The organism is Anabaena sp. CCY 9613, assembly GCF_963920895.1.
In the GTDB taxonomy this organism is placed as follows: domain Bacteria; phylum Cyanobacteriota; class Cyanobacteriia; order Cyanobacteriales; family Nostocaceae; genus Cyanocohniella.
This window is the reverse complement of record NZ_CAWUDE010000009.1, coordinates 152,548-175,738: the sequence shown is the minus strand read 5'-3', so window position 1 is coordinate 175,738 and position 23,191 is coordinate 152,548. Positions and strand designations below refer to the sequence as shown.

Below are 23,191 nucleotides of genomic sequence, written 5' to 3'. Positions count from 1 at the left end.
AAATCGTTTTGAACGAAATAGGCGTTTTGGGGACTTTTTAAAGTGAAAAATTACTTTATGGGATTTTTATCTCAACCAAAGTCACTATCCAGTATTGCTCATGTAAGTAATAGCACAATAGCTATTATTATTGTCACTTGTAATAAAATTAATTCTATTTGCTTACTTCTAGAAGATATTTGTAAACTCAAATTATCCCAAACAAAAGTTGATATTTATGTTGTAGACAACAATTCTAGTGATGGTACACAAGCTTATCTAGAAAAGTTTTACTTTGCTAATGTTAAGGTTTTACAAACTGGTAAAAATTTAGGTGGTTCTGGTGGTTTTTCTTATGGTTTACAGGTTGTTAGTCAACTTAAATATGATTACATCTGGCTACTTGATGATGATGTGCGTCTTGATCAGTTAGCCCTCAGTGCCCTAATTACTACCTTACAAAAGCATCCTGAAGTGGGCGTAGTGGGTTCTCAAATTTGTAAGCTCAAAGCACCTGATACTATTCAAGAGCTTGGCAGCTTTGTCAATGATGCTAAAGCACATTTAACAATTAATTGGCAAAACCAAAGTAATATTTCTTATCAAGATATTCTGCAAGGCAAATCTTACATTAGTGTAGATGTTTGTGCTGCCGCATCACTATTATTACGCCGTCAAGTAGTACAACAAATTGGCGTATTTGAAAATTATTTTCTCCACTTCGACGATGTAGAATGGTGCTTGCGCGCTCAACAAGCTGGTTGGATTGTTGCTGTTAATCCTTATTCAATTATTTGGCATGATTCACCTGATTTTAAATGCCGTCCCTGGATTAATTATTACGATGAGCGTAATCTTTGTTATTGTTGGCAAAAACACCGTCCACATCTTTTATTAAAACGGGTAATTGTCAATGTACCACGGCTAGTTTATTATGCCGCTACAGGACGTTATTTCCTAGCTGAATTGACTATTGCAGGGTTTCAAGATTTCATCAATGGTATTCAGGGAAAGATGCCAAGAAATCTTAATTATACTGAATTATCTTTGGCAGAAATTATTCAGGTACCAGCTAAAGTTTTAGTGCAATCTTTTATATATCAAGATGATGGGCAAAGTCAGCTTATAAAGCAGATGGAGTCTGAGCAAAAACTTATTCCCTGGTGTTTACCTGATAAGTTCGGAGTTCGCTTTTGCTTCTGGTTGGCTGCTTGGTTTAAAAAACCAGTTGATATCGCATTAGTTACTTATCAACATCCAGAATTTTTCGCCCTCCATTTGGCAAAACAAGTTTACTACTTTACGGGTAACGGCTATGTGCCGATTTCCATGAATCCTTTAGTTCTCATGCAAGCAGTTGTCAAAACTGTGAAGCAGATGTGGCAGATATATTGGCAAATTCACAAGCTGAAGTTATCGCAAATGCCCAAACCAAAGTTTACTCCATTAGATACCCTAGTTTCTATCATAATTTGTACAAGCGATCGCCCGATTTTTTTAGAAAAGGCATTGCAAGCCCTAGCACTGATTAACTACCAAAAATTTGAGGTAGTTGTTGTTGACGCTTCATCCACAACTGAGACAAAAGAAATAGTCAGTAAGGTAGCTAGTAAACATAGTTTTAAAATCAATTTTCTGAGAGTTGAACCGAAAAATATTAGTTACTCCCGCAATATGGGAATTAAGCTAGCGACAGGTTCTATTGTTGCTTTTTTTGATGATGATGCTATTCCCCCATCCGAATGGCTAGAACAATTGTTAAATATTTATTCGCAGCATGGAGAAAAATGTGCAGCGGTTGGCGGTACCGTGAGGGACTTAACTCGTCCTGGATATCCTTTACAATTCCATCGGGGAATCAGTAATGTTTTCAGCGAAACCATCGCCATCCGTCGTGATGATGCTGCAAATTATAACCAAGCTAATGGCTTTTGGTTTAACGGGTTAATGGGAACTAATTCATCTTTTCGTAAAGACTTGCTAGAAAAAATAAATGGATATGATGAATTTTTTGATTATTATCTCGATGAAACAGATGTTTGTTTGCGCTTAATTCAAGCAGGATATGAAGTTCATTATGCTGATGTAGCTGTAGACCATTATCCTCAACCTAGTCACAACCGCATTGACCAAACACATCTGACTTGCTGGTATTCTTTAGCCAAAAATACCACTTATTTTGCTGTCAAGCATGGATTGAGAAAAGTAATTTTACCTGTTTTAATTGTTCGTTTGACATCACTACTTATCTATCGCTGTATGTTAAGAATAATTCGGCTGAAATTTACACATAATTTACCTAATGCTGTTTTAATTAATTACATCAAACAAGCTTTTCATGGTATGCGTGTTGGTTGGCAAAGCGGATTTCAAAATCATAAACTAATGTTTGAAAAAGCTGAATTATCAAAATAGCTAAACTGCAAATAACACTATGTCTCCCACATTGAAAGTGAGTTTTAATAAATCAGAATTACAGCATTACTGGGAATTATTACAAGTTTTAGTCAGCCGAAATTTAAAGGTACGTTACCGAGGATCTTTTTTAGGGGTTTATTGGTCCCTAATTAATCCACTTTTAATGACAGGAGTATACACAGCAATTTTTGGTACTGCTTTTGCTGCATATTATGACAACTCTATTGTTAATTATGTGTTGGCAGTATTTACGGGTTTAGTAGTGATTAATTTCTTTTCCGCATCGACAACCCAAGCATTATGGAGTGTCGTCGGTAATGGGGGATTATTAAATAAAATTTCTTTACCGGTGAGTATTTTTCCAATTTCGCTAATTGCTGCCAATATATTTCAATTTGTCATTGGGGTGTTGCCATTACTGGCAATTATGACATTGGTTAACTCTAGAAGCTTGTTAAATGTGCTAGTACTGCTATTACCTCTACTGGGGTTAGTTTTAGTATGTAGCGGGATGAGTTTGTTAGTCAGTTCTTTGTTTGTCTTTTTTAGGGATTTACCTTACTTCTATGAATTGGTGGTATTCATGCTGTGGTTGAGTAGTCCTATATTCTACCCAGCCGCCATTGTCCCAAAATCGGTGCAGTCGTTTCTTTTACTAAATCCCTTGTTACCAGTTATTGAAAGTATCCGCCAGATTTCTTTATCAGGAACAACACCAGATATTTACTTAATTGTCCATGCATTATCTAGTGGAGTAATTATTTTTGGGATAGGACTAAGTTGCTTTCACTGCTGGCGTCATTCTTTTATGGATTTATTGTAAATGGAAGTAATACGTCTCAATCAAGTTTCTTTGTGGAGAAGAACCCAAGAGGAGTTTTCTTATGATTTGAAGAAAACAATCTTGTCGTTTATCGAAGGAAAGTATCGTCAACCCACAAAAAAATTAGTTTTAGATAAAATTAATTTTGTGGTGATAACAGGTGAAAAAATAGGTATTATAGGCGCTAATGGGGCAGGTAAATCTACACTTCTAAAAATTATTTGTGGAATTTTACAACCAACATCAGGAGTTGTCAGGGTAGCTGGAAAAATTGCACCTTTAATTGAATTGGGTGCAGGATTTGATGGTGAAATTTCGGTAATTGATAACATTATTTTTTATGGAGTCATGTTAGGTTTCTCGCGCCAAGAAATGATTTCTAGAGTACCATCAATTTTAGAATTTGCCCAATTACAAGATTACTCTTTAGTCCCAGTAAAGGTTTTATCATCTGGAATGGCTGCGAGATTAGGCTTTGCGATCGCAACTGATGTCCAACCTGATATTTTAATCTTGGATGAAGTATTATCAGTGGGCGATGAAAGTTTTAGAAATAAGTGCAAGCAGCGAATTGCTAACTTTTGGAATGCGGATGCGACGGTGTTAGTCGTCTCTCATGATTTGGAGTTTATCAAACACTCTTGTGAGTGGGTAATTTGGTTAGATAAAGGAAAAATTAAATTAATTGGTGATGCTAAACAAGTTGTTCAAGAGTATCTACAATCCACGATGATTATTGATACTTGTAGTACTTCTCTATGAAATTTAGGCAAAATATTTTTAACCAAGATAAAATACCATGTCAGATATTCTTTTAAATCCCATAGTTAACAACCCATTTACTCAAACTACGGTTAGACTGCAAAACATTATTTTGCCGAATTTAGATATTTGCACGACAGAAGAACTTTTTTTAAGGTTAAATACTAAATCTGTATTGAACTACGAATATAGTCATATTGAACTAAAAAATTCGGGTGTTATCAGCTTTGATACTTATTTCAATGCTTTTTCAGTGCAAAAGTGGCTAGATTATACTAGGGTGAAAAACATAGGTTTAAATCTAACTTTGCAGGGTAAATTTAAAATTAGCTTGTTCAATATAGATTACGCTGCACAAGTGAAGAAATTAGTGAATCAAAAAGTAATTAATAATCATGATTTAGCAGAATACAATGTATTCAGCAATATAGATATCAGTTTATACAAAGGATTGCTTTATGTAGAAATTGAAGCATTAGCAAACAACTGCATTTTTCAAAATGGATATTTTTATGCAAATATTACCCAAACACAAAATTTAGATCAGAAAATAGCCATTGTTATTTGTACATATAAAAGAGAATATTATATTAATAAAAATATTGAATTAATAGATAATTATTTATTCAAACAGTCAAACATAGGAAATAAATTTGAAATCTTCATTATCGATAATGGTAGAACTCTCAAAAATATATATGGCTCACAAATACATGTAATCCATAACAAAAATGCAGGTGGTAGCGGTGGATATACCAGAGGAATGCTGGAAGTCTTAGACCGTAAATCTGATTTTTCTCATATTATTTTAATGGATGATGATGTTGTGATAGCCCCAGAAGTATTTGAGAGAATATATAACTTTCAAAATGTCGCTAGTGATGCAAATTTTTGCTTTGGCGGTAGTATGCTGCTTCTAGATAATCAATACATACAACACGAAAATGGGGCAATTTGGGATCAAGAAGTAATACGAATTAAACCTGATTTAGATTTGAGAAATATCAACAATGTATTATTTAACGAAATAGAAGAATATATTAACTATAACGGTTGGTGGTTATTTTGTTTTCCTACAAGACTGATAGATAATTCTAAATTACCTTATCCATTTTTTATTAAAATGGATGATATGGAATTTCCCCGAAGATTAAATCACAAAATTATTACTCTAAATGGTGTGTGCGTATGGCATGAAGCACTAGAGAAAAAATACTCTGCCATGATGAACTATTATTTAAAAAAGAACGAATTAATTTTAAATGTGATTACTACTGATAATTTTAGTAAGTTAGATGCAATCAAATATTTTGTAAAATTTACTATGAGAGAGGCATTTTGTTATAAATATAAAAGTGCCGATGTAGTTTTTCAAGCGGTTGCTGATTTTTTAAAAGGGCCTGAATATTTGAAAACACTCGATCCAGAAGAAAAAAATTTAGAAATTAGAAGTATGGGTGAGAAAGCCGTAAAAAATCATCAATTACCTTTTATTTACGGAAAATACCAAGAAAGCTTGAATGAAACAGAAAATACATTTTATCGTTGGTTCAGACTTTTTACATTAAATGGTCATTTATTACCTTCTATATTTTTTCATAAAAATAATAAATTGACCCAGCAAAAATACAAAATTATTTCCATGCAAAAATACAGACCTATCAACGTCTTTAGGTCGAAAACAGCTTTGTACCATAACTTAAATAATGCAGAAGGTTTTGCTGTTGATATTTCCAGAGAAGAATTTTTTAAAATTTTCATCAAAATTATCTTTTTATCTATCCAAATATTCTTTAAATTTCCCCAAATTAAACGCAAGTATAGAGACACCTTACCAGAACTTACCAATAGAAATTTTTGGGAAAGCTATTTAGAAATTAATAAATACTCCTCATAGTAGAAGCTTTCATTTTTTATTAGACGTCCCGTTGAGTTAAAAATAAAAATTTCTTGTACAAAATATGATCACTAATTGTAATTTTACTACCTTCACCCCAGAGATACCCGATATACTTTGCTTATCTAATTTAAATTGGACTTGTATTCATCCCAGACTACAACATATTCTCAGCCGCTGCACTTCAGAAAAGCGGGTATTCTTCATCGAAGAAGTAGTATTTCATGACGAATCATTGGCGCACTTAGATGTCAATCAAGACAAAAGTGGCGTCATGATTGTGGTGCCATATTTGCCCAAACATCTGAGTGAGGAGGCGATAAATGCCAACTTACAGACATTAATCAATAATTTATTGAGCGCAAATAATATCTGTCAATACATTTGCTGGTATTGTACATCGCAGGCGATCGCCTTTACACGCCACTTGCAACCCCAGGTAGTTGTATATGACTGTATAGATGAGTTACCGACATTTCCGGACTACAAAACAGAATTATTTGCTATTGCAGACGTAGTATTTATCAGTGAACACAGTACTCACGCCATTCAAGCACACCAGCACCCTAACATCTATGCGTTTCCTAGTAGCGTTGATTGGGAACGCACCTGGATATCAATGATGAAACTGATAGATTTTGCCGTTACCGCCCGCCAGGATGAAGATACCCCTGATTCCCATCGTGCAATGCTGGGTTACCAAGTCTCAGACACCGTGAATACAGATATGGTATTTGATTACCTGATTGTAGGCGCGGGATTTTCTGGTAGCGTGATTGCAGAACGGCTGGCGAGTCAATCTGGTAAAAAAGTGCTAGTTGTAGACAAGCGCCATCATATCGGCGGTAATGCCTACGATCATTATGACGATCATGGTATTCTCATTCATAAATATGGCCCCCACATATTTCATACCAACTCCCGCGAAGTCTTTGCATACCTCTCACAGTTTACTCAGTGGCGACCTTACGAACACCGCGTCCTCACCAGCGTCGATGGACAACTGCTTCCCATCCCTATCAACCTTGACACCATCAACCAACTTTATGGCATGAACCTCAATTCATTTGAGGTAGCAGATTTTTTCCAGTCCATAGCCGAACCGAAAGAATATATCCGCACATCAGAAGATGTAGTAGTGAGTAAAGTTGGTAAAGAACTATATACAAAATTCTTCCAAGGCTATACCCGCAAACAATGGGGACTCGACCCCTCAGAACTGGATAAATCAGTAATAGCCAGAGTCCCTACTCGTACCAACCGAGATAACCGATATTTTACCGATATCTATCAGGCAATGCCATTGCATGGTTTTACGCGCATGTTTGCGAAGATGTTAGACCACCCCAACATCAAGGTGATGCTAAATACTGATTATCGGGAAATCAAGCAGGTGATCCCTTGTCGAGAGATAGTTTACACCGGGCCAATTGATGAATTTTTTGATTATCGCTATGGCAAACTTCCTTATCGTTCCATTCATTTTCAGCATGAAACCCACAACACCCCTGTATTTCAACCTGCACCAGTTATTAACTATCCCAATGAACACCTATATACCCGTGTCACAGAGTTCAAATATTTGACTGGACAAGAACATACAAAAACTAGCATTGTCTATGAATTTCCTCAAGCTGAAGGAGACCCTTATTACCCTGTACCGCGTTCTGAAAATAACGAAATTTACAAGAAATATAAAGCGCTGGCAGATGCAACACCAAAGGTGTATTTTGTGGGACGTTTAGCAACTTATAAGTATTACAACATGGATCAATGTGTGGCTCAAGCTTTGTTTATCTATCAACAAATTGCTGCTTTAGCAGTGCGGCGACCATAGGAAATAGTGAGGACTTAAGTCCTCACTCTTCGAGTTCGTTAGTCGCTCATGGGGGAGACCCCCCGCCGTTCGCCTTTGGCGTCTCCCCTTGGGAGAAGGATGCCCGTTCGCGTAGCGTCTCCTTTAGGAGAAGGGCTGTAGACCGCGCTAACTCACTAAAAGCCTTTAACTTACCTACTTAAAAAATACCTAACAACAATGCCAGCAGAGGTTTTGCACTCAGCTTTTTTCTCTTAATGACATACCACAAATGAGAACGTGCTGCTTTTGTTTCCCTAGCTTGCATTAAATTAATTCCTAAAACATAATTAGCTTCTAATAATCGCCGCTGAAAATATGGTTTGAACGCATTTAGCCTAGCATCTTCCATAAATCGTTCATAACAGAATATTTGATTTTTCGCTTTGCGAATGTTAATTGGTGGATTGCTAATCAATGTATCGCTTTGCTCATGTTGTCTATATCTAGTGAGTTTTTCTGGACAATAATAAGCTCCTAAACCAGAACGACAACAAAGATAGTTTATATATAAATCATAGCAACCGCCAACTTCTTCAGGAATTGCATCCCAATCTACAACATCCTTACGAATAACAGCAGCACAGGCACTGGCTATAGACATCTTGACTATGCCAATGTCGTAAAAAGGTTGATAAATACCTTCTTTTAAGGTGTCCCGATTCCATATCTGCGAATTATTTTTTGTGAGGACTTCATCTATGATGCTATCTGTATTGATTATGTAAGAATCGCAAAAAGCTACAGCTAAGTTAGGATTAGCTTCCAAAGTTGGTACCAGCTTTTCTAAGAATCCTGCTTCCCACATATCATCGTCGTGTAAACTGGCAACATACTTTCCCTTTGCTATTTTAAAACCATGTTTAATATTACCTAACATTCCTATGTTATGAGAATGTCGCCAAAAGCGAATCCGTGCATCTTGGAAACTATCAATTATTGGTTGAAAATCTTCATTACTACAGTTATCACAAACAATGATGTCAAGATTTTGATAAGTTTGTTTAACGGCACTAGCAATTGCTTGCTTAAGATAATGTGGTCGGTTATATGAGGGAATAATAACACTGACTAAAGGTTGCTTATCTTCATGATTGTCTGACATTTTTGCTCCTATAGTTGTTACATTCTGACTTATATGATGTTTGCCAAATCAGCCATAAGAAACAGTTTGTCTAGGGACTGACGCGTCTACAGTCCCTAAAGCCATGACAGGACTAAAGTCCTGACTACGAGCAAATATTTTTTATTCAGTAGAGTTAATAAGTTCTTTCTGATTACGGCTTTTAATTACTTTTGCAGGTACACCCACAGCTACGGAAAATGAGGGAATATTTTTGGTGACGACGGAACCAGCGCCAATGACACTTCCATGACCAATAGTAACTCCATCTAATACTTTGACTCCGGAACCAAGCCAACAGTCATCCTCAATGGTAATTCCCCGGCAAGTTACACCTTGAGAACCAATTGGCTTGGTGGTATCTGCATAAATATGATTATTAGCAAAAATGCCAGAGTGTGCCGCAATTAAACAGTTATTACCAATGGATACATTGCCGGGCCCAGCAATAGTAACATAAGGCCCAAGAAAAGTACCTTTACCGATATGAATAGACGTATTTATTAAGGCTTGAATGTCAACACCATAACTAAAAATCACGTCATTTGCTATGTAAATAAGATTATTTGGATGTCCACTAGCATCAATATTAACACCTCGACAAATCCTCACATCAGTGCCAAGTTTAATATAACTAGGTTCAATAAACTCTACACCATATTGAATACTTACTATTCTGCCCTTACTGGAAAAAATATGGCGATACATTGAATTTCTTAATGTGCTACCTAAACTTGTAGGTATTCCTCTTAAGCAATTAAGTATTAAGCTTTCCTGAATTTTTTTCCATTTTCCAGGATATGGTTGAGGCTTCATTTTTAGGTGAACTGCCATAAATTACGGTGGCTTATTTATAGCAGTTTTTGTTTTTTAGGTTATGCCAAAATGACAAAAATATCCCAGATAAATAGTAATAATAGCTAATTATTTATATTTAATTTTTAATATACATAATTCTCATTTTAAGAAGAAAAAATAATTCTTAAGGTAGACATAATCCTGGATAATTAACTAAAAAAACTGGCAGTGAGTGGGAAAATACTTCTTCATACTCAGTTGTATTCAATAAGAATCCCACTCCCTACTCGCCATTAATGTGGAATCGACAAAACCCAATCTCGTAACAGTGGGTTTACTTGTTCTGGGACTTCATCGTGGGGACAATGACCAGCTACCAGAAAATGCTCTGTGAGTTCAGGATAATATTGACGAAACTTTTGGGAACGTTCCCGCGCATTCATCCAAGGATCAGCTTCTCCCCACAATAGCAACAGAGAACAAGTTAATTGCTTTAATAAAACATCAACTTTCTCTCCTTGAGGAGTACTAAACACGGAAACAAATACATCTAAAGCACCAGGATCATCAGCAGGACGACGAATTTCTGCTATTAGTTGGTCTGTAATTGCACTTTTATCGAGATAAACTTTCTCTAAAGTTTGGCGAATTACCCAATGTTGACGTATGTATTGAAATAACAGAAACTGGGCGAATTGTTGTTGAAACATCCACTTCACAGAATCACCTAAAAGTTTCTGTAAGGGAGAAGGTTGTTTGGGTGGCTGAATTTGTGACTGTAATGCTTCCGGTTCAGAACTAGTTTGGTTTTGGCTAAAAGGGCCAGCGCTATTGAGCAACACTAAGCCAGCCGCAGCATCAGGACACTGGGACGCAACACACAAACAAGCATACCCACCTAGTGAATTGCCTGCCAATACTGCTTTTTGACCAATCACTTCACTGATAAAATCAGAGAGTTGATCACGCCAGAGGTCGCCACCATACTGCAATTTAGGTTTTGCTGAACGGCCAAATCCCAAAAGGTCAATGGCAAATACTTCAAAATCTGCACACAGTCCTGTGATATTCTTGCGCCAGTGGTCTGTGGAAGCACCAAACCCATGCACCAATAGCAATGGTGGACGTTGTGGTTGTTTTTCTCCTGCATGGACATAGTAAATGTTATGTCCGCGCCACTGCCAATATTTACCAGGAATGGGCGTTGTTGAAGAGGCTATGGTTACCTGCATGATATAAAGAAATGTTAAGTAACTTCTAATAATTGTAGACCAGCGCCCCTGGGCAGAAGTCAAAAAAATTATCAGCTGACTAATGACTAAATTATTAATTACAGGTAAAACTCAACTTTTGGGCGTAATTGGTTATCCGGTGGAACATTCGCTGTCACCTGTGATGCACAATGCGGCGATCGCCCAATTGGGATTAGATTATATTTATCTACCTTTTCCTATAGAACCACAGAATTTAGAGGTGGCGATCGCAGGCTTTGCCGCTATGGGGGTTGTGGGTTTTAGTGTGACTATTCCTCATAAACAGGCAATTATGCCTTTATTAGCGGAAATTACTCCCATTGCCCAAGCTATTGGGGCAGTAAACACTGTTTATCGTCAAAATCATCAATGGGTAGGCACAAACACTGATATCGAAGGATTTATTGCGCCTTTACAAACAACATATCAGCAAAACTGGAGTCAGCAGGTAGCGGTAATTTTAGGCAATGGTGGTGCAGCTAGGGCGGTTGTCGCCGGGTGTGATCAATTAGGGTTTGCCCAAATTCATGTTGTGGGGCGTAATCTGCAAAAGTTAGAAGAATTTCGTCATAGTTGGGGCAATTCACCCTTGGCTGAGAAATTACAAGTACATACATGGGATAAACTAGCAAAACTAATACCTCATGCCAATTTACTAGTAAATACCACACCTGTGGGCATGTATCCCCATGTGGATGAATCACCATTGAGTGCAGAAGAAGTAGAGAAGATTTGCCCAGGTGCCATCGCCTACGATTTAATTTATACTCCTAACCCGACACAATTTCTTCAACAAGCCCAAAAACAAGGCGCAATTGCCATTGATGGCTTAGAAATGTTAGTCCAACAAGGAGTAGCAGCATTAAAAATCTGGTTACAGTTGGAAACTATTTCTGTGGATGTGATGCGTCAAGCTTTGCGAAATCACCTGAGATTGTAGTGGGGATTAGGGATTACTCTAGCCCCTAGCCCAAGCGCCCCTCTTCCCGCTTTAAATTTTTTATCTCCGCTTTAAATTTTTTATCTCCCCATTTGTCCCTTATCCCCAATCCCTACCTCTGCGGCCAGCGCCAATTGTAACGATTCCATTCATAAATACCTTGAATTTCGTACTCAGAACCGTCGTAGAAACGCACAATGCAATTAGTAGGGCAATCATCGCCATCGTAAATTTCATCAACTTGCAGCACCATGCAAGAGAACCATTCCCGTAGACAAGGGCCATCGTCTTGTACCCATTCCCATAGTGCATTGGAAACTTCGATGCGATCGCCTACTCTCAGTTTGAGTGCATCTTCAAAGTAAGAATACTTATCAAAATGATATGATTCTACACGATTGAGCCATTGTAAACCGTAGCGTTGGCGAATAAATTGTACATTGCCAGAATCGTTGTTATGTAGCCAGTCGTTGAGTAATTGCACCTTCCAAGTGCGGTTTTGTTGTTCCTCCATCTTGACGAACTGTAAAAACACTTCTAATTCTTCTGAAGTAAGTTCGTCTAAGGGATTGGCTACATCTGACATCCTAGATTTCGAGTTTCCCTGAATTTGCTCGATTACTTGCAGTAATATCTGTTTCTGCCTATCAGAGAGAGGGCAACTAGCTGCATCACAACTATTAAATGCTGCTTGCATGGCTGTTTCAATCTCATCTGGAGTCATAAGTTAATGGCAACTGAAGGGTGTATTTCCCTAATTATTACAAAAAAGTTAAATTACATGGACTGGAGGAGATGGGGGAGAGTCGCTAATGACCAATGACGCCTGCAATTGCTGTTTGAGCCTAGAATCCCTACCCTAGAAGGGTAAGGAGTGTGTCAACATATTTAAATATCGAAGACATCAACAAATTCACCAATTTTAGCTATGCAGAAATATTCAAAAATCATAACTCAGTATGCAAAATTAACATCAGTCGTCTTGATTGCCTGTGTAATCACGTTTCTATCGTGGGTGCATACTCCCTCAGCTGTAGCGCTGACACAAATTAAACTATTTGATCTTTCTTATCAAGATTGTCCACCAGAACTGGCAGAAGGAGCTGTGATCAGTAGTGGTAGTGCAGCAGCTAACTGCTTTATTGTCACTGGCAAAGCAGAAAATGGCACTTATAAAACAGTATACGATGCAGATATCTTCGGTCGGGTCTATGATGCTAACAATAACCCAGTGATGCAAAACCGCACCCGTCTTGGTTCTATTGCCGAAGTTCCTCCAGGCGTCAGTGACTTTGAGTTGAGAATATCCGTAGCTGCGAACCAGCCCGAACCTTTACAGTTGAAGCAGTTTAAAGCTGCCGGCTTTAGCGGACAAGTTCGCAGGTAAAAGAGGCAAGGGGGCAGGCTTCGCCGTGAGCGTCAGCCGTTAGCGTAGCTTCCCGAAGGGTACGGGGGTAGGGGGAAATACTTTCGATTAGTACCAACATCTTTGTTTTTGATCTTCCTCACCTCCCCCATCTCCCCATTGCCTGTTCTCTGCTACAACTAAAATCCCTGTACAAATGTCAGGCTAGTTAAGGTTCTCAGTAAGCCACCAATTAAATTAAGTGCCAAAAATGCCAAAATGGGGGATAAATCTATACCACCCAATGGGGGAATAATTGAGCGAAACAGATTAAGATAAGGGTCGGTTATCTGGCTTAAAGCAGCAAAGGGCTGGTTATACCAGTTGATTGTGGGGAACCAGGTCAATAAAACCCGAATAATTAGCAAATAGCTATAGAAGGTGACAAAGGTAGCCAAAGTGGTAAACAGTAAATTCATGGATAAGTTACTTTCCTGCTAAGTGTCAAAAGTGGTCTTATTATTGATTTTAATTTAGTCCACGACATGAAGTGTGCGGATTGCCGCATTAAACAGTATTAGCACTTTGTCTAGAGATTTCCCAAAAACTAGAAATAAATTTTTTAATTTCTACATCCAGCACAACATCTTCTTGATCTTTGTCCCCTTATCCACCACCCACCCTCATGAATCTTGGGTAAGAGAGCGGTCATTCACCGACTGAGTGGAACTACCGTTAACATTTCCTAGTTGTTGGCGCACTTCGTCAATTGTGGCATTCAACTGAGCTATTTTATCTTCGAGCGATCGCCTGGCCATTTCCATATCTTCATCATCTGAGGCGATTATTTGTCGTCGTTTCGCGGATACTTTTTTGGTTCCTGTTTGGCCATTAGTTAGTTCTGTTTCTGATTCTGCGATCAATTCCCCATCTCGACGAGAAGCAATCACCGCACCGAGAACGCCACCAACTACGCTACCAAAAATTGCTCCTGCGAAAAAACCACTGGCAAAACCATCACGCTGACTCATACTTTACCGCCTTGAACAAATCTTGCAACTTCTAGATGTAGTTCAGCTATTTTTCGTTCATAGCTGCATACTAGCTTCAAAATCAAAAAATAACCAATCGCTGTGTAAGCAAAAAACCAGGGAGAGTGAGTTATTTTTGGGATTTCCCTAAGTCCCAAAGATGCGATCGCCTGCATCTCCTAATCCCGGTACAATGTATCCCTGATCGTTGACTATTTCATCAATGGTCGCAGTGTAAACTATTAAACCTGGATACGCTGCACTCAGTTTTTGTAACGCTGGTGGAGCAGCTACTACACAGACAATTCTTGTCAAAGCTGGGTCAACACCCCGTTGTGTTAATTCTGCCATCGCCGTCATAATTGACCCGCCCGTTGCTAACATTGGGTCGGTAATTAACACCCTAGTTTGGGGGTCAAATTTTTCTGGTAATTTGTTCAAGTAGCAGCTAGGCTCCAGTGTCTCTTCATTTCGCACCAAGCCTAAATGGTAAATCGCAGCCAACGGTAGCAAGGTTTGCGCTCCTTCTAATAATCCTAGCCCTGCCCGTAGAATAGGCACAACTGCCATAGGCACTTCTGGATTAATCAAAGTTGCTGGAGATGCATCTAAAGGACTCTGCACCATTGTTTCTAAAGTTGGCAACCACTCTCGTGCCGCTTCGTAAGTCAGCCATCTGCCCAACTCTGTAATGGCACTACGAAATAAGACCGAGGGCGTAGCAGCATCACGGGCAACTGCCAGCCAGTGCTTGATTAAAGGATGGGGTGGAACATAAACACGCAGTTGTACCGTCATAGCCAAAAATGGGTACTTACATTTTCTAAGAACTGAAACATCATCATACTCTTTCCGGCGTACTGCTAACCGCTAAAATCAGCATTCTTCAATTTAATGCAAAATTTTTGCATTAATAGTTGACATCTATTCTCAACCAAGGCTATATTGTTAATCAGTGTTCTCCTCTCTTTAAGGATCGGCAGACGGGATTGGCCAGCGGTAGCAGGCTTGTCCCTCTTTTTTGTGAAAATTTAACTGAGCAAAATCTCATCTCTCCAAGTGTTAAAGGGCTGAATACCAATATATTCAAGGTTTAGCAGCCCTGGGGAGCAAATATTAAGATAAAGTGCGTATAATACCTTTAAAAAAAGTAATATAAAATACGATTTCCTTAAATAATTTCATGTAATGGCTGACCGCATATCTCCGACTTTCAGCACAGCAACTTCATCTGTTGATTCTTCTTTTGATGTAATTGTTATTGGTTCTGGTATTGGCGGTTTAGTGACAGCAACCCAGTTAGCAGCCAAAAAAGCTAAGGTGCTGGTACTAGAAAGTTATTTAATTCCAGGTGGTAGTTCTGGTGCTTTTGAACGCCAGGGCTATCGATTTGATGTGGGCGCATCCATGATTTTTGGATTTGGACAAAATGGTACTACTAATTTACTCACCCGTGCCCTTGATGCTGTAAATGTTAGCCAAGAAACAATCACTGATCCCGTACAGATTCACTATCACTTACCTAATAAATTAGACCTGAAAGTTGAACGGGTTTATGATAACTTCTTGCAAAATCTTATTGCTTATTTTCGCCATGAAGAAAAAGGTATTCGTCGCTTTTATGACGAGTGTTGGCAGGTTTTCAATTGCCTTAATAGCATGGATTTACTGTCGCTAGAAGAACCTCGGTATTTGCTGCGAACTTTCTTACAGCATCCCTTAGCATGTCTTGGTTTGGTCAAATATTTCCCCCAAAATGTTGGCGATGTCGCCCGACGCCATATTAAAGATCCAGAATTATTAAAATTTATTGATATGGAGTGTTATTGCTGGTCGGTGGTGACAGCTGACATGACGCCAATGATTAATGCGGGCATGGTTTTTTCTGATAGGCACTATGGCGGAGTTAACTATCCTAAAGGCGGAGTCGGACAAATTGCCCAAAAATTGGTAGAGGGTTTAGAAAAAGCTGGAGGTAAGATTCAGTACCAAGCTAGGGTCACAAAAATTATCACAGAACAAGGGCGCGCCGTCGGAGTGCAACTAGCTAATGGTAAAATTTATCGTGGTCAACGAATAGTTTCTAATGCTACACGTTGGGATACTTTTGAAAAATTACTACCTGTAGAGAAAATACCCTCTAATGAGATAAAATGGCAACAAAGCTACGAAAAATCGCCAAGTTTTCTGAGTCTGCATATGGGGGTAAAAAGTTCAGTATTGCCTGAAGGGACAGAATGCCATCATATAATTTTGTCAGATTGGCAGCAAATGACAGCACCATCTGGGACACTGTTTGTTTCCATTCCCACATTGCTTGACCCAGATTTAGCTCCAGAAGGATATCACATCATCCATGCCTTTACACCTGAGTGGATGAATGCATGGCAAGGGCTGTCTGCTAGTGAGTACGAGGCGAAGAAAGAAACAGCCGCTGGGCAAATCATTGACCGACTAGAGAAATTTTTCCCCGGTTTAGACGCGGGCTTAGATTATTTAGAAGTAGGGACACCCCGCACCCATCGCCGCTTTTTAGGGCGTAAAGATGGTACTTATGGGCCCATTCCCCGGCGCAAGTTACGGGGGTTGTTGGAGATGCCATTTAATCGCACAGCGATTCCGGGACTTTATTGTGTCGGAGATAGTACCTTTCCTGGTCAGGGATTAAATGCAGTAGCATTTTCTGGTTTTGCTTGCGCTCATCGCATAGCTGTAGATTTGGGATTTTGAAGATCCGGTACCGAATTTGGGAACAACAAACCCTTTTCAGGCGCAGCTGGAGAGCAACAAGTTTTTCGCAGTACCATATAAGCGCTAACTATCTCTCCAAAGGTGGATGTATGACGATGCCTCTACGTCAAACGTTATTAAAACCTGATATTCAACTTTCTTATTTAGAGTGGGAGCAAGGTACAGAACCCTTGCTGCTGTTACATGGTTTAGCTGACCACGCCCTGGTTTGGTCTAGCTTGGGAGATAACCTAGCATCCGATTATCACATAGTGGCGCCAGATATGCGCGGTCATGGTGAAAGCAGCAAGCCAGTGGATGATTATACCTTTGCCAGTGCGATCGCCGACCTAGAAGCACTCATGGATCATCTAGGATGGTCTTCGGCTCATGTTGTCAGTCATTCATGGACGGGTAAACTAGCTGCTATTTGGGCTAGGGAAAATCCAAAAAGATTACGCAGTATGGTTTTGGTTGACCCAATTTTTATTTGGAAGATGCCTAGTTTATTGAAGTTAACCTTCCCCTTGTTGTACCGTTTCTTATCGTTTCTCAAAGGTATGGGCCCCTTTGCTAGTTACGAGGAAGCCGAAGCACAAGCGCGTCAGTTAAACCAATATCAAGGATGGACTAGCTTACAACAACAAGTATTTCAAGCCGGAATTGAACAAAAACTTGATGGCAGTTGGGGTAGTAAGTTTACTATTGCGGCCCGTGACGGAATTTTTGCCGATGTGATGTGTGTACCTGGTTTTATTGTGCCTCTGGATATCCCTGCTATGTTTGTGCAGCCAGAAAAAGGACTAAATCGACAAGATTGGCAAATTAAACCCTACAAAACTTATCTCAAAAATCTTCACCTCTGCCAAGTTCCTGGAAACCATTGGCCATTTTTGACGGAACCTGAGGCATTTAACCGGACTGTAGCTACATTCTTAGCAGAATGTAAGTAGAACAAGTCTGATTTTGACTTTTATATTCAATCATGAGCCTTTGTATAAATCCAGTTTGTCCTCAACCCTATCACCCAGATAATCAAGACCGTTTTTGTAAAAGATGTGGCTCTCAACTAGAATTGCTAGGACGTTATCGGGTGATGCGTTGGTTGAGTGACAAAAATGGTTTTAGTAAAGTTTATGAGGCAGACGAACAAGGCACACCAAAAATCATTAAGGTACTCAATGAGAATTTATCAAATGATTCTCAAGCAGTAGAATTGTTTTGCCAAGAAGCATCACTTTTAGAACATTTACATCATCCGGATATTCCCCAATTTGCTGGTTATTTTCAGTATCAAACTCGCAATAATTTAGTTTTACACTGTATTGTCTTGGAAAAAATTGACCAACCCAAATTGGAGGAGTGGTTAAAGCAGCAAAATAGTTACATTTCCCAAGCACAATCTGTGGATTCGTTAAAACAACTGATACAGCAACAGATGAAAACTAGTACAGCAAATGTAGTCACTAGTTCTCAATCTCCAGCAACTTTACCCACACCAGTCAAGCATTTAGACAAAGTACCTCTACTAGCCCTCCTGGCAGCTTTATTAGTTTCTTTTGGATTACTTAGTTTGATAGCTTTAGCAACTCTTGCCCCACAGTTTGCTTTTTTGGCAACATCAACCCAATCTCCCCAAAGAAGAAGTACAGTTGATTACTTTCCTTATGCAGAAGGTATGGATAGTCAAGGAAAAACTGCCCTATTTAATATAGCTGTTTTGTCGGTTGAATATAAATGGTTACCAGGGAGTAATTTTCAAATTATATATAACGATCAAATTATTAGCGTCGATGTTTTAAGGTTGACATTAGAACAAGCAGGTATACAGACAATCATGGAAGAGCCTAGTGAAATTATTGCCATAGGGATTGCTGCTTGTGGAGGTAACCGAGAAGTTCAAGAACGGAAAGCTTTAGAACGTTCTCAGCAAATTCAACGTTTAGCAAAAACTTTATTTAGCAATACACCCAGTGTGCAAGGATATCGTTTATTAAATCTTGGTCAATTTCAACGCTATAATTGTCAACCAAATCAAAATTTAACTGCATACCAAAACAGTGTAATTATTATTGGTGCAAAACCACAATCAAATAATGTAATTCTCGATGAAGCCCTACGAGATAGGTTAGAAAATAAACCCTTTGCAGATTTCAAGTTAGAAGATTATTCTTTGGGTGCGGTGGAGAAGTTTAGAACTATAGATAGGGAATAGGGAATAGGGAATAGGAAGTCAACATTATGGGCTGAATCTTGTCAATAATTCTGCACAAGATAATTGCAAACACAAAGGAGTAGACTCTTCTGGAGATAACTGTAATAAACTTTCAATAACTTGTGAAAGTTCTTCATCTGGCGACACGGCGAAACTAGGACAATTCGTGTCCCCGCAGCGCTGGCAGATGAAATTATGAGTTATGCCAGGGCATTAGATAGCGATAATGCCGTGTCACAAGGCAATACACAAGAAATTATTATCCTGAACGCGATTGTGCAAAGCACAGTGCTAGAAGCGATCGCAAATTACATTCTCTGGCGCGGTGGCGGTCGCCACCCAAACCAGCACGGCAAGATAGTTAATGTCTCTGCCCGGACTTGGGACGAGTTGAGAAAGTTCGCCAAGATGGTAGAAGAACAGCCTGAACTCTTGGGATTAAAAAATGAGTAGAATTTGAGTAGCGCGATCGCACTAGGTTTTAAGCGGAAATGGTCAAAAATCGGGCAAGATAAAGATATGATTTTCAAAAACCCAAGCCGATGACGGGATTTGAACCCGTGGCCTGCTGATTACGAATCAGCTGCTCTACCACTGAGCCACATCGGCACATACAGCAAGTAATTATAGCATCATTTCTTCATGGTAAAACCAAATCCTCAAAATCGCTTGAATCCAGAACAATATGCTCGCCTCAAAGCGGAAATGGCAGCACCCTATCGTGGCTTGCGGCAATTTCTCTATATTGGTTTTGGTGCATCTGGTTTGATTGGCGCATTTATCTTCTTTTTTCAAGTACTGGCTGGACGAGATGTTGATAGCGCATTGCCTAATTTAGCGCTTCAAGTCGGAGTTGTGGCACTGATGATCTTTCTTTGGCGCTGGGATCAAAGTCGGAAAAGACGTTCGTAGATGCATAAAAGACTAACTTACAAAAATTAATAATTAGTGTTTTTTGACTATTTTGGTTTAAAAAATATTCATATTTTTCCAACCTTGGAAATACAAGTAGAGAAAAAATAAAAAAAACATTAGAAAATTTCAAAAAGCAAAAATTTCTGAGAAACTGGAAATTGTTCAAACAGGGTCAGCCAATATAAAGACCCTGAATATACACCCAAATCCATTTAAATGGGGTTATCTATATTTAAAGACCCCAAAGTTGATAAAAAGAAAAATTTTGTCAGCGCCAGATTAACAAATTGTCAGTCTGGCGCTTTTAATGTTTAAGTCAGAAGTTTACTGAGCCGTAACTAAATATGGTGAAGGAATTGGTTGGGCGCGTCCAGCATTAACTAGTGCTTGGTAAACAAAGGCAGCAATTTCGGCTCTTGTCGCCGGACGATTAGGATTGAGTTGCCTAGCGGTGGGATAGTTAATCACTAATTGGCGTGTAGTTGCAGCAGCAACAGGGCCAATCGCATAATTAGGAATTTGGGCAGCGTCAGTGTACACAGAAATTGCATTCTGATTACTAGCAGTTAAACCCAGACCATTAGCTAAAGAAACTAATGCCTGTACTCTGGGAATTTCCTGCTGTGGTTTAAAGGTACCGTCAGGATAACCAGCCAGGTACTGACTGCGGTAAGCAGATTGAATGGCATTGTAAGCCCAAAAATTACTAGCCACGTCTCTAAAATTAATATTTGCGCGTTTAACTGGTGGTGTCAAAGCTTTGGTGACAATAGTGGCGAATTGAGCGCGGGTTACAGGATCATTGGGTTTGAATGTGCCATCAGGAAACCCAGCAATAATACCTTGTGCAGCTAAGGCTTCAATATAAGCTTTTGCCCAGTAACCTTCCGGCACATCTGCAAAAGCAGTTTGTCCAGTTGGGAGGTCAACAGCAGCAGCCACAAAATTGACTTGACCAGAAATGCGACTTTGATCAATATCGTTGCCAATAGCCAAAATTGTATTGCTTGTAGTGGCATTGTTCACGTCATGACGAGCATTCCCGCGAATCAGGTTACCACCAGGATTTTCATTGGTACCGAGGTCTGGTTGAGCATTGACAGTTGCGACAAGACCATCCCGTTTATTATTTTGAATTACATTCTTACGTAATATAGGCCGGGCTGATTCTGAGATAAACAGACCGTCTTGATTTTGGATAATTTGGTTACCCTCAATTAAAGGTGTAGAACTACCACCGATAGCTAGACCAAAACCTGTATCCTGAAACAAGTTATTGCGAATTTCACCTTGGGAAGTTCTCGCTATGGAAATCCCGTTGCCTTGGTTTTGCACAAATAGGTTATTTTCTACTCTGGGATTACTGGTACCCGTAACAAAAACTCCCTCTCTGGCACTGTTAGTGAATGTATTATTTGTAATGGTGGGATTACTAGATTCTACCCAAACCCCTGTACCACGAGGATTTTGGTTGGTGACCGTCACGCCAGAAATAGTACTATTGTTATTAGCCAAGATGGTAATATCTTGTCGGGCAAAGGTACGACTGGTGTAAAAACCACCACCTGTAATTAAGACTGCTTGACCTCTACTAGATTCGTCTCCCCGTAAGGATACTCCTGGGTTGAGTAACAGAGGGAATTTCTCTCCGGTGTCGCTATTATAAGTCCCTGGTGCTAGTTGAATAGTTGTACCTGATTGAGCTTGGCTAAGAGCGTAGGTAATTGTTTTATAGGGCGTTGCTTCGGTTTTACCAACGCCAGCAGTGTCTGTACCAGTTGTGGGATTTACGTAAATTATTGTTGCAGATGTGGGAACTTGCGCCATTAAAGTTGCGGAAGTAGCTTCTTGCTGGGTAACACCAGCATTTGCCCCACTGATTAAGAATGTAGAACCTCCAGAAACAACTAATAAAGCTGCTAGTCCGGCTTGTAAGGGTAAAAGAGATCCGAGAGAATTATGAGAAATCAAACGAATATATTTTACAGAAGAAATGTGAAAACCCCGATATTTCATTGTTAGATCTGTGGTGTGCTGAATTACAGTTGGTTAAACAGGGTCAAATGTAGCAGCTACTTAGCTGCCAAGCCCATGCCAAACTATACCGGATGACTAGCAAATAATCAGCTAAGTTTCGTAAGAAAACATATTAATATTTTTGTGCAAATTTCAAAATTTATCCAGTCTAGCCTAAATAATCAAGCGATCGCCATAGCTAAATTTGCTCACCATTAACTAATGACGAGCTACATCAGCAGTATAAATTTGTGCCTGAGAGCAGTGGTTTTCCGAAGATAGATACCTAAAGCCAGATGTCCTTAATTGGTAGCAATAGATATGATCCTCAGAACAACAAACCTGATGGTAATGAGGAGAAATGCGTTATCAATTTCCGGTACTACGTCGAGTCTTAGTAATAGTTAGCACTTGTACTTTCTTTTTCAGCACTCCCGCCTTCGCTGCGGAACGAGTAGTGCTAAGGTATGGAATCCTGCGTGAATCAATTTCTGTAGAGGAGTTATCAACTTTTGCGAAAACTGGGGAACTTTCACGTTCACTACGAGTAAATTTTGCCTTGGCTCGACAAGATCCCCAAGCAATTCGTCCATATTTCACGACACCAGTGCAGGTCAACTTGGTCACTTTAGATAGAGTATTAAATAGCCCTGTTGGTAATCTTATACTCGATGAGCTGAGTCAAGCGATTCACACACCATCACGGACAGCCGACAGACAAGCTTTGCGCTCCGCTTTAATACTCTCTGCTAGTGAAGATGGGCAGATAACGTTGATGGAAGTAATTGGAAATTATCCCACCTCAGATGTAGAAATTGACGGCGATCGCTTGGGTAATGCATACCGTCAACTCCGTCGCTTGCAAACAGGTATACAAGATTTCCTGAGATTTTAATAAGCTAAAGTTTCTAAAGTTTCTCGTAAATATTTTTGTACCTGCTGTTCTAGGCGAAGTCCCTGTAATTGAGCATCATGTTCTAGTTGCCAGCGTTGAAAACCGGAACTAGTAGCGATGGCGCATTTGAGACTATACCAAATTTCCGGATCAGCAGAGAATGGGCGATCGCTAGCAGATGGAATTTGAGCCATAG

At 39.3% G+C, this 23,191-nt stretch carries 22 protein-coding genes and 1 tRNA gene; 13 read left to right on the top strand and 10 right to left on the bottom strand.

Going from position 1 to position 23,191, the window contains the following annotated elements; translation table 11 throughout:
- Positions 1–42 precede the first annotated feature (42 nt).
- From ACM0OT_RS13005 to glf, 5 genes are all read left to right on the top strand, one after another.
- A complete protein-coding gene (locus tag ACM0OT_RS13005; RefSeq protein WP_414564754.1) occupies positions 43–2,394 on the top strand; it encodes a glycosyltransferase family 2 protein in 2,352 nt (783 codons plus the stop codon).
- A gap of 19 nt (positions 2,395–2,413) precedes the next feature.
- Positions 2,414–3,220 (top strand): ABC transporter permease, encoded by an 807-nt coding sequence (locus tag ACM0OT_RS13000; RefSeq protein ID WP_414564753.1) that lies wholly within the window; start codon positions 2,414–2,416, stop codon positions 3,218–3,220.
- A complete protein-coding gene (locus tag ACM0OT_RS12995; RefSeq protein WP_414564752.1) occupies positions 3,221–3,982 on the top strand; it encodes an ABC transporter ATP-binding protein in 762 nt (253 codons plus the stop codon).
- Between the two features lie 37 nt (positions 3,983–4,019).
- The gene (locus tag ACM0OT_RS12990) at positions 4,020–5,879 is read left to right on the top strand and encodes a glycosyltransferase (protein WP_414564751.1); all 1,860 of its coding nucleotides are present in this window, start codon (positions 4,020–4,022) and stop codon (positions 5,877–5,879) included.
- 64 nt (positions 5,880–5,943) lie between these two features.
- Positions 5,944–7,716 carry a UDP-galactopyranose mutase gene (gene glf, locus ACM0OT_RS12985; protein ID WP_414564750.1) on the top strand — a complete coding sequence of 591 codons (1,773 nt, stop codon included), beginning with the start codon at positions 5,944–5,946 and terminating at the stop codon, positions 7,714–7,716.
- A 178-nt stretch (positions 7,717–7,894) separates the two neighbouring features.
- Here the strand turns inward: glf and ACM0OT_RS12980 are convergent, their stop codons facing one another.
- The 3 genes from ACM0OT_RS12980 to ACM0OT_RS12970 form a co-directional block, all read right to left on the bottom strand.
- Positions 7,895–8,839: a glycosyltransferase family 2 protein gene (locus tag ACM0OT_RS12980; protein ID WP_414564749.1), complete on the bottom strand. Its 945-nt coding sequence runs from the start codon at positions 8,837–8,839 to the stop codon at positions 7,895–7,897.
- A gap of 141 nt (positions 8,840–8,980) precedes the next feature.
- Positions 8,981–9,673 carry an acyltransferase gene (locus ACM0OT_RS12975; RefSeq protein WP_414564748.1) on the bottom strand — a complete coding sequence of 231 codons (693 nt, stop codon included), beginning with the start codon at positions 9,671–9,673 and terminating at the stop codon, positions 8,981–8,983.
- A gap of 275 nt (positions 9,674–9,948) precedes the next feature.
- Positions 9,949–10,887 (bottom strand): alpha/beta fold hydrolase, encoded by a 939-nt coding sequence (locus ACM0OT_RS12970; protein WP_414564806.1) that lies wholly within the window; start codon positions 10,885–10,887, stop codon positions 9,949–9,951.
- 82 nt (positions 10,888–10,969) lie between these two features.
- On the opposite strand from ACM0OT_RS12970, the gene ACM0OT_RS12965 reads away from it, so the two are divergent.
- Complete coding sequence (locus ACM0OT_RS12965; RefSeq protein WP_414564747.1) at positions 10,970–11,848, top strand: shikimate dehydrogenase; 879 nt, start codon at positions 10,970–10,972, stop codon at positions 11,846–11,848.
- A gap of 112 nt (positions 11,849–11,960) precedes the next feature.
- Here ACM0OT_RS12965 and ACM0OT_RS12960 read toward each other — a convergent pair whose 3' ends face one another.
- Entirely contained in the window at positions 11,961–12,572 is a 612-nt protein-coding gene (locus ACM0OT_RS12960; protein ID WP_414564746.1) for a hypothetical protein, read from the bottom strand.
- Positions 12,573–12,776: 204 nt separating this feature from the next.
- Here ACM0OT_RS12960 and ACM0OT_RS12955 point away from each other — a divergent pair, with 204 nt between their 5' ends.
- Positions 12,777–13,235: a biotin carboxylase gene (locus ACM0OT_RS12955; RefSeq protein WP_414542781.1), complete on the top strand. Its 459-nt coding sequence runs from the start codon at positions 12,777–12,779 to the stop codon at positions 13,233–13,235.
- Between the two features lie 158 nt (positions 13,236–13,393).
- Here the strand turns inward: ACM0OT_RS12955 and ACM0OT_RS12950 are convergent, their stop codons facing one another.
- From ACM0OT_RS12950 to upp, 3 genes are all read right to left on the bottom strand, one after another.
- On the bottom strand, positions 13,394–13,672 hold the full coding sequence (locus ACM0OT_RS12950; RefSeq protein WP_414564745.1) for a YggT family protein: 279 nt from the start codon (positions 13,670–13,672) through the stop codon (positions 13,394–13,396).
- Between the two features lie 204 nt (positions 13,673–13,876).
- Complete coding sequence (locus ACM0OT_RS12945; protein ID WP_414564744.1) at positions 13,877–14,224, bottom strand: hypothetical protein; 348 nt, start codon at positions 14,222–14,224, stop codon at positions 13,877–13,879.
- Positions 14,225–14,371: 147 nt separating this feature from the next.
- Positions 14,372–15,022: a uracil phosphoribosyltransferase gene (upp, locus tag ACM0OT_RS12940; protein WP_414564743.1), complete on the bottom strand. Its 651-nt coding sequence runs from the start codon at positions 15,020–15,022 to the stop codon at positions 14,372–14,374.
- A gap of 390 nt (positions 15,023–15,412) precedes the next feature.
- Between upp and crtH the strand changes: the two genes are divergently transcribed.
- The 4 genes from crtH (at position 15,413) to ACM0OT_RS12920 (ending at position 19,622) form a co-directional block, all read left to right on the top strand.
- Positions 15,413–16,954 (top strand): carotenoid isomerase, encoded by a 1,542-nt coding sequence (gene crtH / locus ACM0OT_RS12935; protein ID WP_414564742.1) that lies wholly within the window; start codon positions 15,413–15,415, stop codon positions 16,952–16,954.
- 116 nt (positions 16,955–17,070) lie between these two features.
- Positions 17,071–17,907, top strand: coding sequence for an alpha/beta fold hydrolase (locus ACM0OT_RS12930; protein WP_414564804.1), 837 nt, complete (start codon positions 17,071–17,073; stop codon positions 17,905–17,907).
- 32 nt (positions 17,908–17,939) lie between these two features.
- A complete protein-coding gene (locus ACM0OT_RS12925) occupies positions 17,940–19,169 on the top strand; it encodes a 4-Cys prefix domain-containing protein (RefSeq protein WP_414564741.1) in 1,230 nt (409 codons plus the stop codon).
- Between the two features lie 195 nt (positions 19,170–19,364).
- On the top strand, positions 19,365–19,622 hold the full coding sequence (locus tag ACM0OT_RS12920; protein WP_414564740.1) for a hypothetical protein: 258 nt from the start codon (positions 19,365–19,367) through the stop codon (positions 19,620–19,622).
- Between the two features lie 84 nt (positions 19,623–19,706).
- On the opposite strand, the gene ACM0OT_RS12915 is transcribed toward ACM0OT_RS12920, so the two are convergent.
- A tRNA-Thr gene (locus tag ACM0OT_RS12915) sits at positions 19,707–19,778 on the bottom strand.
- A gap of 33 nt (positions 19,779–19,811) precedes the next feature.
- Between ACM0OT_RS12915 and ACM0OT_RS12910 the strand changes: the two genes are divergently transcribed.
- Positions 19,812–20,081, top strand: coding sequence for a DUF3493 domain-containing protein (locus tag ACM0OT_RS12910; protein WP_414543046.1), 270 nt, complete (start codon positions 19,812–19,814; stop codon positions 20,079–20,081).
- Between the two features lie 327 nt (positions 20,082–20,408).
- On the opposite strand, the gene ACM0OT_RS12905 is transcribed toward ACM0OT_RS12910, so the two are convergent.
- Entirely contained in the window at positions 20,409–22,100 is a 1,692-nt protein-coding gene (locus ACM0OT_RS12905) for a DUF1565 domain-containing protein (protein WP_414564739.1), read from the bottom strand.
- Positions 22,101–22,461: 361 nt separating this feature from the next.
- Between ACM0OT_RS12905 and ACM0OT_RS12900 the strand changes: the two genes are divergently transcribed.
- Positions 22,462–22,995, top strand: a complete 534-nt coding sequence (locus ACM0OT_RS12900; protein WP_414564738.1) for an alpha/beta hydrolase — start codon at positions 22,462–22,464, stop codon at positions 22,993–22,995.
- Here the strand turns inward: ACM0OT_RS12900 and ACM0OT_RS12895 are convergent.
- Positions 22,992–23,189, bottom strand: coding sequence for a hypothetical protein (locus tag ACM0OT_RS12895; RefSeq protein ID WP_414543049.1), 198 nt, complete (start codon positions 23,187–23,189; stop codon positions 22,992–22,994). The genes ACM0OT_RS12900 and ACM0OT_RS12895 overlap by 4 nt on opposite strands.
- Positions 23,190–23,191 lie beyond the last annotated feature (2 nt).